The 11,782-nt window shown below is 64.3% G+C and carries 7 protein-coding genes; 1 reads left to right on the top strand and 6 read right to left on the bottom strand.

Translation table 11 applies throughout. The features are described 5' to 3' along the window. Positions 1–116 precede the first annotated feature (116 nt). A complete protein-coding gene (locus tag ABQE44_RS23290) occupies positions 117–893 on the bottom strand; it encodes an SDR family NAD(P)-dependent oxidoreductase (protein WP_448394548.1) in 777 nt (258 codons plus the stop codon). A gap of 118 nt (positions 894–1,011) precedes the next feature. Between ABQE44_RS23290 and ABQE44_RS23285 the strand changes: the two genes are divergently transcribed. Next, positions 1,012–2,118: an AraC family transcriptional regulator gene (locus ABQE44_RS23285; RefSeq protein WP_448394547.1), complete on the top strand. Its 1,107-nt coding sequence runs from the start codon at positions 1,012–1,014 to the stop codon at positions 2,116–2,118. Between the two features lie 20 nt (positions 2,119–2,138). On the opposite strand, the gene ABQE44_RS23280 is transcribed toward ABQE44_RS23285, so the two are convergent. The 5 genes from ABQE44_RS23280 to ettA form a co-directional block, all read right to left on the bottom strand. Then, the gene (locus ABQE44_RS23280) at positions 2,139–3,761 is read right to left on the bottom strand and encodes a flavin reductase (protein ID WP_448432118.1); all 1,623 of its coding nucleotides are present in this window, start codon (positions 3,759–3,761) and stop codon (positions 2,139–2,141) included. A 266-nt stretch (positions 3,762–4,027) separates the two neighbouring features. After that, positions 4,028–4,678 (bottom strand): DUF8010 domain-containing protein, encoded by a 651-nt coding sequence (locus ABQE44_RS23275; protein WP_448394545.1) that lies wholly within the window; start codon positions 4,676–4,678, stop codon positions 4,028–4,030. Then, complete coding sequence (locus ABQE44_RS23270; RefSeq protein WP_448394673.1) at positions 4,675–5,037, bottom strand: acyl-CoA thioesterase; 363 nt, start codon at positions 5,035–5,037, stop codon at positions 4,675–4,677. Before ABQE44_RS23270 ends, ABQE44_RS23275 begins: the two co-directional genes overlap by 4 nt. 44 nt (positions 5,038–5,081) lie before the next feature. Beyond that, positions 5,082–9,944, bottom strand: a complete 4,863-nt coding sequence (locus ABQE44_RS23265; protein WP_448432116.1) for an NAD-glutamate dehydrogenase — start codon at positions 9,942–9,944, stop codon at positions 5,082–5,084. 122 nt (positions 9,945–10,066) lie between these two features. Beyond that, positions 10,067–11,740, bottom strand: a complete 1,674-nt coding sequence (gene ettA, locus ABQE44_RS23260) for an energy-dependent translational throttle protein EttA (protein ID WP_448432114.1) — start codon at positions 11,738–11,740, stop codon at positions 10,067–10,069. Positions 11,741–11,782 lie beyond the last annotated feature (42 nt).

Below are 11,782 nucleotides of genomic sequence, written 5' to 3'. Positions count from 1 at the left end.
CCGTGGGACATGAGGACCTCTCGGGATCGATGTGTGTGTGGTAACCACACCGATACCGGAGGTCCTCACCTACATTCCGCTAGCCACGCCGTTCACAACCTGTCTGGGAGTTACACCTAGCGCGCAAGGAAGCCGCCGTCCACCGTGAGCGCGGTGCCCACCATGTACGACGCGTCGTCGGATACCAGAAACGCGATAGCGGCCGCGATCTCCTCCGGCTCGGCGCTTCGACCGATGGCGGTGGTTTCTTCACCGACGGCCTGGAAGACCGCGTCCGATTGCTCCTGTGGCATACCGGCATAGAAGTGCCGCAAGGCCATGGTCCGAGTCGGTCCAGGGACGACGCAATTGACCCGGACCCCATCCCGCGCGTACCGCGTCGCCAGTGACGTGGTCAGCTGGCGAACCGCGGCCTTGGTGACGTTGTACGCGATCGTGCTTTCTCCGTTGATCTCCTGACCGACATACGACGAGATCGACGCGAGGTTGACGATCGCTCCAGCCCGCTGCGCGATCATCGTTGGCAGCACCGCCTTGCAACACAAGAAGGCGCTGCGCACGTTCACCGCCATCACCCGGTCCCACTCGTCCACGGTGATATCGACAGGGTCCTTGATGAACATGTTGCCAACAGCGTTGACCAGAATGTCGACTTGTCCGTACGCATCGAGGGCCTGCGCCACAAGTGCGGTGGCGGTCTGCTCAACCGAAGCGTCGCCGACGACGGGCATCACCGTGGACTGCGGCAGCGTCTCGACAAGCGCGCGCAAGTAATCGTCGCTGATGTCGTTGATGACCAGTCGACAGCCTTCGTCCGCCAACCGCTGCGCTGTCGCACGACCTATGCCGGCGCCGGTGCCAGTGACGATCGCGACCTTGCCGTCGAGTTTCAAGTGAATTCCTCACGCCGTAACTGGGTTTGATGATCCGCGGTGCACCTCCCGGTGCGTGTTTCCACCGCAAATTCACTATGACCGTATATGATCAAAATCGGCGCCGTCAATGCCGCTTATGCCCAATACGGACACTATTTTGATCAAACTTGATACATGGCCGCAGACTTTGTGCTTACCTGTAGACGTGGCCCGCCCGGTACGGCCTTCATCGCTGACGGATGCTCGATCCGGCAGAACGTCGGCATGTCAAACGCAGGGCGCCTCGCTGCTCGACCTCGACCGGATCGAAGACGACGATCAGATCCAGGCCTTGCTGACCGACCTTCTCGCGCCGCATTCCCTTGATGTCGAACGCGGCTGGGCGCTCGATGCGGCTGTACGTGTCCATGCCATCGGCAGGATTCAACTCGTCTGGATCAAGTACGGTGCACCCGTCCTCATTGACGTGGTGCCATCGGCGAGGCCGTTTCATTTGGTGCAGATGCCATTACACGGTTGCGCCGCCATCACCACAGCCGACGAGGAACTCGTTTCGACTCCGAACGTCGCCTCCGTCGCGAACTCACGACGGCGCTGTGAGATGCGATGGCAAGCTGACTGCTCGGAGGTCGCCGTGCGTGTCGACGACGAAGTGCTAGAGCGTCACCTGGAGTCCTTGTTGGGACGCCGAGTCAAAGCTCCGATTCAGTTCTCACTCGGAATGCCGCTTGACACAGGCCCTGGGCGAAGTTGGCGCGCGACGATTGACTTGCTGGTGGCTGAGCTTCGCCGCGACGAGAGCTTGGTCCATTCGTCGCTGATGGCTACCGAACTGGAAACACTGATCCTCACCGGTCTGCTGACTGCGCAGCCTCATAATTACTCGACGGCCCTGCATTCCGACGCGCGGGCCGTACACCCACGCGCCATCAGGAGCGCGGTGGAATTCATTGAGACAGCGCCCAACCGTGCGATCACCACCGCTCGCCTGGCTGCTCACGCCGGTGTCAGTGCAAGCGCGCTACAACGTGGCTTTCAAGTTCACGTCGGTTGTTCGCCCATGGAATATCTGCGCGACGTCCGTCTGAAACGGGCCCGGGATGCGCTCCTCGCCGCTGACCCAGCGTCGAATGTCACCGTCACCGAAGTGGCGTTGGAGGCCGGTTTCATGCACCTGGGCCGCTTCTCCGTCGAATACCGCCGCAGATTCGGCGAATCCCCATCCGCGACCCTCCGCCGCTGAGCTGCGAACGCCGCACCCCTTCAGTTTGCGATCGCGGATAGGCACCGAAAGCCGCCCGAGTGGAAGATCAAGGGTTCACCTCCGCGCGCCTCATAACGCTCGATTTCACCTATCAACATGATGTGGTCGCCCACATCAACCGTACGGACGTTGCGGCACTCGAAATGCGCGATCGCACCCACCAGCACGGGCGTTTCGCCAAGGCCGTTGACGACCTCCACTCCAGCGAACTTGTCCGGCGCGGGTTTTGAGAACTGGTGGGCAAGGTGCGCGTGTGCTGCATCCAGTACGTGCACAGCGAAATGCGATGCGGTGGTGAACGCTCGCGCGCTCGGTGCATCGCGACGAACACACCAAGTCACCATCGGCGGATCGAGGGATGCCGAGGAAAAGGAGTTGACGGTCATCCCGACGGGTGTGCCATCGAGGTCTCGAGCCGTCACAACGTTGACCCCGGTCGCGAACTGCCCGAGGGCACGTCGCAGATCACGAGGGTCAAACTCGGGACGGCTCAGGCTGGCCAAGTACGCCGCGGCGTTCTCCGCGTCCAGATACCACGAGAAGAAATCCGGTGGGTAGTCAAGACCGTTGGCGAAGCGGTCGCCGATCTCGGGGTGCTGCGTGGCAGCGATGTGCAGTTGGATGGCGTACGGTTCCGGCGGCTCGAGCATCGCGTTCGTCCACTTCGTAACGTATTGCGCATAATCCCAGTAGCGCTCGAAAGTGCGCTGCATGAATGCCCGGTCAAATGCGCGGCCGTCGTGCGCAGAGATCGCGTCCAGATAGATGGCGGCGCTCTTGCTCGCGTTGTTCGACCCCTGCCCGGTCAGCGGATCGTTGAGCACCACCACATCAGCCATTCCGAGCACCTCGGCTCCCGAGGGCAGCACAGCCACGGGATGCCGAACCACCGGTGTCAGACGGCCCGACATCACCCCTTGTTCGTCGGTCAGCGCGATGTGGTGGCATCGATCCGCCTCCCACGGCAGGAACTCGGTCAGAATGCGCTTCGAAATCTCCAGGTGTTCGGATGCCAACCTCACATCGTTCCAGCAGTCCATCGGACCGCCGATTACCCCCGAAAAAACCATGATGCTGCAGAGGCCGCTCAGCGTCAGAGCGGGAAAGACGAAGTACTCACCTACGCCCGGCAAGATGTTGTAGGACACCTCTGCCGGCTGCGGATTCATCCCGCGGACGTAGGTCAGCGCGGTGACACGTTGCGGCTTATCGTACGTGGAACGCGCGCTGTCGCGGGTGAATAGGTTTGCGACATCGCCCTTGCCGGCCGCCACCACGACGAGGTCTGACTCTCTGGCATACGCCTCGATATCGTCTACGTCGGCCTTGCCCACGATGAATTCTCCACCGCGCCAGATGAATTCGTCGATGTATCGAGGTATCTTGACTCGTTGATCCACCGACTGCGCGATGGCGCCGAGTTGGCCCGTCCACCTGATGGATGGCACCGGTTCGCCCGGCTGGTTCGCGATCGTCATCGATACGGCGCCGATCGACGGTGCCTCCTCCCGCCACAGATCCAACCCAAGTGCCCGCTCGTGGCGTAGGGCACGGCCGAACATGCCCTGACTCGATGTCACTGCGCCGCCCGCGATCTCCTCTGCAGTGCGGTCGCTGATCACACGGACGTGATAGTTGTGTGCAAGCAAGCCGATGGCCAGTTGTAGGCCCGACTGACCGGCACCAACGATCGTGATGTGGTCATGCGTGCTCAACTGGGCTCCTCGTGTGCTGAGATCACGAGTCAGAAGTTAGCGTGCCCGCGCTGAGCGCCGCTATCCGATTAGCCGCGCCACTATCCGTAAAGCATCGCGAGCGTGCGCCAACTTCGACCCAACTTCGGCGTGTCGGCCTCAGGCCCGCACGCTGGCGCTGGCAGACGGGGGCACTACCGCAGCACCACGGCGGGGGCGCCGCGGCGCCGGTACACCGAACCGAACCGCGCGTCGATGCGCAACCACGTCGGATGCGCCCGCACCCGCACCATCTCGCTCTCGGCCAGCGTCTGCGGGAGAAAACCCATTGCGGTCAGGGCGAATACGCAGCGCATAGGAATTGCGACGCAGTCCTCGCCTGCGCTGACCGACATCACATCCTGATCCAGCAGGGATACCGGCGGTCCGTGGGCGCTGGAATGTTCTTTGGCCAGTGCGCCGCCCTGCTCGGCCAGGTCCAGCACGGCGCCGGCCGGGACATCGTCGAGGTGCACGAAACCCGTCTCAGGCGGTAGCGCGCCGCGCCACGCGGAGTCCATCGTGAAGCCGGGCTCGACGTGACCGTCGGGCGCCATCGCGGCCAGGCCGGCGGCCAGTGCGTCGGCGCCGACCGCCAGATCGGCCGGTTTGACCCGACCGCGCACCACCCGACTGGCCAGCACGTCGAACCCGGTTGCCGCCCAAGCGACGACGTGCTCATCCGAGCGCTGCCGCAACCTGACCACCGCGGTGTCGTCGAGCCGCAGAACGCGGTCGGTGAACGTGGCGAGATCGTCGCGGTGGGTCGCACCGTCGAGCCAGATACCGCGCTCGCGCTCGGTCATCGCGACCAATGCCGCAGATACTCCTGCTGCACGGGCGAAAGACGGTGCAATCGCTGTTCTTTGATGTGCACGGCGGCCAGTTGCGTATCGGCGATGACGGCCGGTTTCGAGCCGGGCGAGGCGTTGACGGACCTCACCTCGTAGCCGATGGTGAAGTCGACTGCCCGTACCCGCTTCGACCACATGGTCACCTGCAGCGGCGAGTCCACCAGCCGCAGTTGCGCCTTGTACGAGATGTTCACGTCGGCGATCAACAGACCGATGGTCTCGATCCCGGGCCCGAACGGTTCACGCAGAAACGGGATTCGGGCCTCTTCGAGAATAGTCACCATGGTGGCGTGGTTGATGTGTTGGTACATGTCGATGTCTGACCAGCGCACATGTACCGGCGCCACAAATCCATTCACCCAGAGGCCCCCGTTCCACTTGTGCGCGTCATGCTGCGGATCTGTCGTGCCGCCACCGACAACGTCGCCAGGTCGTGTTGGCCGCTTTCATAGATCTCGGTGAGCGTGCGCCGCGCCCGCGAGACCCGCGAGCTGTTCGTCATCTCCCACTCGGCGATCTTCTCCTCGCCGCTCTCGTTCGGTTCGCCGCCGGCCAGCACGTCAAGACACAGCGTCCGCAACGAGCCGTAGATGTCGTCACGTATGGCCAAGCGGGCCAACGAATGCCACCGATCGTCGCGTGGTAGCCGCGACACCGAGGTGAGCAGCCCGTCGGTGGCGAGATGGTCCATCAGCGCGAAATAGGTTTCGGCGACCTCGACGGGGTCCCTCTCGATGATGTCGGCGATGTCAATGACGTCGAGCAGACTGAACTGGTACAGCCCCGCGGCGGCGACGTACGCGAGATCCCTCGGTATCCCCTGGCTCGTCAACTCGTCCGCGTTCTTGCTGACGATGGCCTTGTCGTCACCACGCAACCATTCCGACATCCGCGGGGTCAGCGCTTCGACGTTCGCGGCGAACCGGTTGGTCTCGGCGCCCACCGCCAACGGCTGCGGACGGTAGTTGAGCAACCACCGACCGGCGCGGTCCACGAGCCTGCGCAGATCCAACGTCATCCGGTCGGTCACCGCCACCGGGACCCCGTCATCCGCGGTGGCCCGGATTTCCCTCCACCGCTTGCTGATCCCGAAGATGGCGTTGGCCGCGGCGTAGCTGCGGACGGCATCGACCGGTCCCACACCGACGTCCTCGTTGATTCGGTAGACGTAAGTGACGCCGCTGACGTCGACGACGTCGTTGACGAGCATGGTCGTGACTATCTCTCGGCGCAGCTCATGTCCGCGTATCTCGGTGCTGAACTGCTCGCGCAGCTTCACCGGAAAGTACCAGGGCAGCCGCGAGGCGAACGCCTCCTGATCGGGCAGGTCGCTGGCCAGCACTTCGTCTTTGAGCGCCAGCTTGACGTGGGCCATCAACGTCGCGAGTTCCGGTGAGGTCAAGCCGAGTTCGGCTTCGGCGCGCCGATTGATCTCCTTCTCCGAGGGCAGCGCCTCCAGTTCCCGGTTCAAGCCGCGGTCGCTGACGAAATCCTTGATCATGCGGGCGTGCACCGACAGCAGGCTGGCCGCGTTGACGCGGCTGGTGCCCATGAGATCGTTCTGGTCCTTGTTGTCGTTGAGGACCATCTCGCCGACTTCGTCGGTCATAGACAACAGCAACTCGGCACGGTCCTGCGGGTCGACCTTACCTGCGGTCACCAGAGAGTCGATGAGGATCTTGATGTTCACCTCGTGGTCTGAGCAGTCGACACCGGCGGAGTTGTCCAGTGCGTCGGTGTTGATCCGGCCGCCCGCAAGGTCGAACTCGATGCGCCCCAGCGGCGTCACCCCGAGGTTGCCGCCTTCGCCGACAACTCTGGCGCGCAACTGGTTTCCGTTCACCCGTACGGGGTCGTTGGCACGGTCGCCGACGTCGGAATCCGACTCGGTCTCGGCCTTGATGTAGGTGCCGATTCCACCGTTGAACAGCAGGTCGGCGGGCGCCTTGAGGATGGCTTTGATGAGGTTCGGCGGGGTGAGTTCCTCGACGGAATCATCGATCCCGAGGGCGGCACGCGCCTGCGGGCTGATCGTGATCGACTTCTGTTGTCTGGTGTACACGCCGCCGCCCTCGCTGATCAACGAGGTGTCGTAGTTCTCCCAACTGGATCGGGGCAGGTCGAACAGGCGTTTGCGCTCGTCCCACGATCGTGCGGCGTCGGGGTCGGGGTCGATGAAGATGTGCCGGTGGTCGAATGCGGCGAGCAGGCGGATGTGCTTGGACAGCAGCATGCCGTTGCCAAACACGTCCCCGCTCATATCGCCGATGCCGACGACGGTGAAGTCCTCGGCCTGGGTGTCCACGCCCATCTCGCGGAAGTGCCGCTTGACGCTTTCCCACGCCCCCTTGGCCGTGATGCCCATGGCCTTGTGGTCGTAACCGACCGATCCGCCGGAGGCGAAGGCGTCGCCCAGCCAGAACCCGTAGGACTGCGCGACGTCGTTGGCGATGTCGGAGAAGGTGGCGGTGCCTTTGTCGGCTGCGACCACCAGGTAGGCGTCGTCGCCGTCGCGCCGGACCACATCGGGTGGCGGGACGATGGCACCGGTGGTCTTGTCGACGTTGTCGGTGACGTCGAGCAGGCCGGAGATGAACAGCTTGTAGCAGGCGATACCCTCGTTGCGTTGGGTTTCGCGATCGGCGGCCTCGTCGCCGGTGGCCGTCGGCGGTCGTTTGACGACGAATCCGCCCTTGGCGCCCACGGGGACGATGACCGCGTTCTTCACCGCCTGCGCCTTGACCAGCCCGAGGATCTCGGTGCGGAAGTCTTCACGGCGGTCTGACCAGCGCAGCCCGCCGCGCGCGACGTGCCCGAACCGCAGATGCACACCCTCCACCCGAGGCGAATACACGAAGATCTCGAATTTCGGTCGCGGCAAGGGTAATTCGTCGATCAGACCGGCGTCCAGCTTGAACGACAGGGCGTCGTGCTGGCGCGCCGAGTCGGGCCGTGTGACGAAGTAATTGGTGCGCAAAGTCGCCTGGATCATCGATGCGAACGCGCGCAGCACCCTGTCGGTGTCCAGGCTGACCAACGCGTCGATGCCGGCGGCCACCGCCGCTGCGGCGGCCTGCGCACTGCGGCGCTTGGCCGCACCGTCATCGGATTCATCAACCGGGCGGAACAGTGCCTCGAACAGTTCGACGAGGGAACGCGCCGTGTTGGCGTTGTCGTTGAGCACCGTCTCGATGTGCGCCTGGCTGTAGAGAAACCCCGCCTGCCGCAGGTACTTTGCGTAGCTGCGCAGGACCGCGACCTGTTGCCAGTTCAGGCCCGCGCGAAGCACGAGTTCGTTGAACCGGTCGACCTCCACACGGCCGTGCCAGATCGCGGTGACCGCGTCGGCGAACCGTTCAGCGGTGCTGTCGCGTTCGGGCCCGGACGCCGGCCTGGGGATGGACGTGTGCGGCACGATTTTGAACTGGTAGATCCAGACCTGCAGCCCGTCGGGACGCACCACCGTGAACGGCCGTTCCTCGAGGACGACGACGCCCATCGATTGCAGGATCGGCAGCAGGTCGCTCAGCGACGCCGACCGACCGCCCAGGTACAGGGTCAGCTGCGCCGCGCCCTCGTCGGTCAGGTCGATTAGGACCGGCTTGATCGAATCGTCCTGCAGCTCTTCGATGATCGCGATGTCGTCGATGGCGTCGGAGGGTTCGACGGCTTCCTTGTAGAAGTCGTTGAACGCTGTGGCGTAATGCTCGGCACGGGCCTGGTCGATCGAACCGGTTCTCACCGCGCCGATCAGCCGGTCCCCCCAGGTTCTGGCGGCCTCGGTGAGCAGGCCCTGGATCCGGCTCTTGTTCTCGGGCGAGGTGTCGATGTCCTGGGGCCGGGCGTGGTCGGGCATCCGGACCGTGAAATGAACTACTGCCCAGGGTGATTCGCTGACCCGAGCGGTGTAGTCGATGCTGACACCGTTGAGTTCACGGACCAGGATTTCTTGCATGTCGAGCCGTACCGCGGTTGTGTAGCGGTCGCGCGGGAGGTACACCAGACATGACACGAAGTGCGCGAGCGAATCGACGCGCAGGAACAACAAGGTGCGTCGCCGCGAACCCAGCTCGACGACCTCCTTGACCATGTCGAGCAGATCTGGGGCCGACAGCGCGAAGAGCTCTGACCGCGGGATGGTCTGGATGATGTCGAGAAGCAGTCGGCCCGGATGGTTGGGGTCCCGTTGCGACTGTGCCAACGCATCCTGGACACGACGTGAGATCAACGGGATCTCAAGCACATTGGCGTTCATCGCCGCGGCGCTGAACAACCCTACGAAGCGGTGTTCGACCGCGGTATGACCGGTTTCCTCACGCACCACGACGATGTAGGGGTAGGCGCCGTACCGCAAGTAGCTGGGAATGGTCGCCTGGGCCAGCACCAGCAGGTCGCCGGGTTCGGTCAACTCCTGAAGCACGTCGCGGCGGGACCGCAGCAGGCCCAGCCGGCTCGACGAGTCGACCGAGGATTTTCCGTCGCGCACCGGGCAGCGCTGGTAGCCGAGCAGCACGAAGTAGCCGTCGCCCAGCCAGCGCAGCAGTGCGGCAACATCTTTGCGGTCCCGCCCGGGGAACCGTCCGCTGGTGTCGGTGTCGACCTGGTGGGCAAGGTCAGCCAACGTGGTGACCAGCGCATCGGTGTCCAGCGCGACCTGACGTGCGTCGTCGAGCACGGTCGGCAGCGATTGCGCTGCTACGGCCACCGCCTTGTTGTCCGCGGTCGGTGCCAGCTGAACGTGAATCCACGCTTCCTCGACGCCGTCGGATAGGTCCTCGGCCGCTGTGGCCGGGCGCAGATCGAGCAGGTCACCCGTCGGGCTGCGGCGGACCTGGAAGACCGGGTTCATCAGCGCGCTGTACGCAACGCCGCACCGGTGAAGCAATACGGTCACCGAGTCCATCACCATCGCGGTGTGGTCGGTGACGATCTGCAGCGCCGGACCGAAGCCGCCCGCGTCGTCGCTGGTATACACCGCCACCCGGGTGCTCCCGACCGGTCGCTGTCTGCCGAGCCGGCGATGGGCGGCCAGCAACTCCGGTGACACCGCTTTGTGGGCGGCAAGGCTCACCGGCGATGTGACGATGGCGGATTCGGGTGCGTCGGCGTGCGGACCCCGGTAGGTCTCGACGTAGGCGTTCGCCACCTGCCCAGCGGCGTCCTCACTGAGTTCCGGTGACGGCGGCGGGGCATCACCGGATCTCGGATACACCGACATAGGACGCTCCTGTCCTCGACGACACGATTCCGCGCTCCGCAGGTGCGACGATATCGTCCCGCAGAGTCCTCCCTAGCCCGATCCGGTCGGGACGTTCGCGCTGGCGCTGCTAAGCGTGCGTGTCAGTCGCGAGTCAGTCGCCTGTGGGTCACCCTGTGCGGACGTGCCGCTTCGGCGCCGAGCCTTTCCACCTTGTTCTCTTCGTAGGCAGCGAAGTTGCCTTCGAACCAGAACCATTTGGCCTCGTTGTCCTCGTCGCCCTCCCACGCCAGGATGTGCGTGCAGGTGCGGTCCAGGAACCAGCGGTCGTGGGAGATCACCACCGCGCAGCCCGGGAAGTTCTCCAGCGCGTTCTCCAGCGAGGACAGCGTTTCCACGTCGAGGTCGTTGGTCGGCTCGTCGAGCAGGATCAGGTTGCCGCCCTCCTTGAGGGTCAGTGCGAGGTTGAGCCGGTTGCGCTCACCGCCGGACAGCACGCCGGCCGGCTTCTGCTGGTCAGGTCCCTTGAAGCCGAACGCCGACACGTAGGCGCGCGACGGGATCTCGTTCTGCCCGACCTCGATGTAGTCCAGCCCGTCGGACACGACCTCCCAGACCGTCTTGTTCGGGTCGATGCGCGACCGGCCCTGGTCGACGTAGCTGAGCTTGACGGTGTCACCGATCTTGACGGTGCCGCTGTCCGGCTCCTCCAGACCCACGATGGTCTTGAACAGCGTCGTCTTGCCAACACCGTTGGGCCCTATTACGCCGACGATGCCGTTACGCGGCAGCGTGAACGACAGATCCTTGATCAGCGGACGACCGTCGAAGCCCTTGTCCAGGTTCTTCACCTCGACCACGACATTGCCCAGCCGGGGCGGCGTCGGGATTTGGATCTCCTCGAAGTCGAGCTTGCGGCTCTTCTCGGCCTCGGCAGCCATCTCCTCGTAACGCTGCAGCCGCGCCTTGCCCTTGGCCTGGCGCGCCTTGGCGCCCGACCGCACCCACGCAAGCTCGTCCTTGAGCCGCTTGTGCAGCTTGGCGTCCTTGCGGCCCTGCACCGCGAGACGCTCGGCCTTCTTCTCCAGATAGGTGGAGTAGTTGCCCTCGTACGGGAACGCCCGGCCGCGGTCCAGTTCCAGGATCCACTCGGCGACGTTGTCCAGGAAATACCGGTCGTGGGTGACGGCGAGCACCGCACCCTTGTACTCGGCTAGGTGCTGTTCCAGCCACAGCACGCTTTCGGCGTCGAGGTGGTTGGTTGGTTCGTCGAGCAGCAGCAGGTCGGGCTTGGACAGCAGCAGCTTGCACAGCGCCACTCGGCGACGCTCGCCGCCGGACAGGTGGGTGACGGGCTCGTCGGGCGGCGGGCAGCGAAGCGCGTCCATCGCCTGCTCGAGCTGGGAATCGATGTCCCAGGCGTCGGCGGTGTCGAGTTCCTCCTGCAGCCGGCCCATCTCCTCCATCAACTCGTCGGAGTAGTCGGTGGCCATCAGCTCAGCCACTTCGTTGTAGCGGTTGAGCTTTTCCTTGATCGCCACCCCTTCTTCGACGTTCTCGCGAACCGTCTTCTCCTCGTTCAGCGGCGGTTCCTGCTGCAGGATGCCGACGGTCGCGCCCGGCTGCAGGAACGCATCGCCGTTGTTGGGAGTGTCCAGACCGGCCATGATCCGCAAGACGCTCGACTTTCCGGCACCGTTCGGGCCGACGACGCCGATTTTCGCGCCTGGCAGGAAATTCAGGCTGACGTCGTCAAGGATGACCTTGTCGCCGTGCGCCTTGCGGACCTTCCGCATCGAATAGATGAATTCGGCCATGCCGTGGTGTTGCCTCCTGAGTCTTTGGCTATCTGGGGCCCC

Source organism: Mycolicibacterium sp. XJ2546, assembly GCF_053483195.1.
This window is presented reverse-complemented; position numbering and strand designations above follow the sequence as displayed.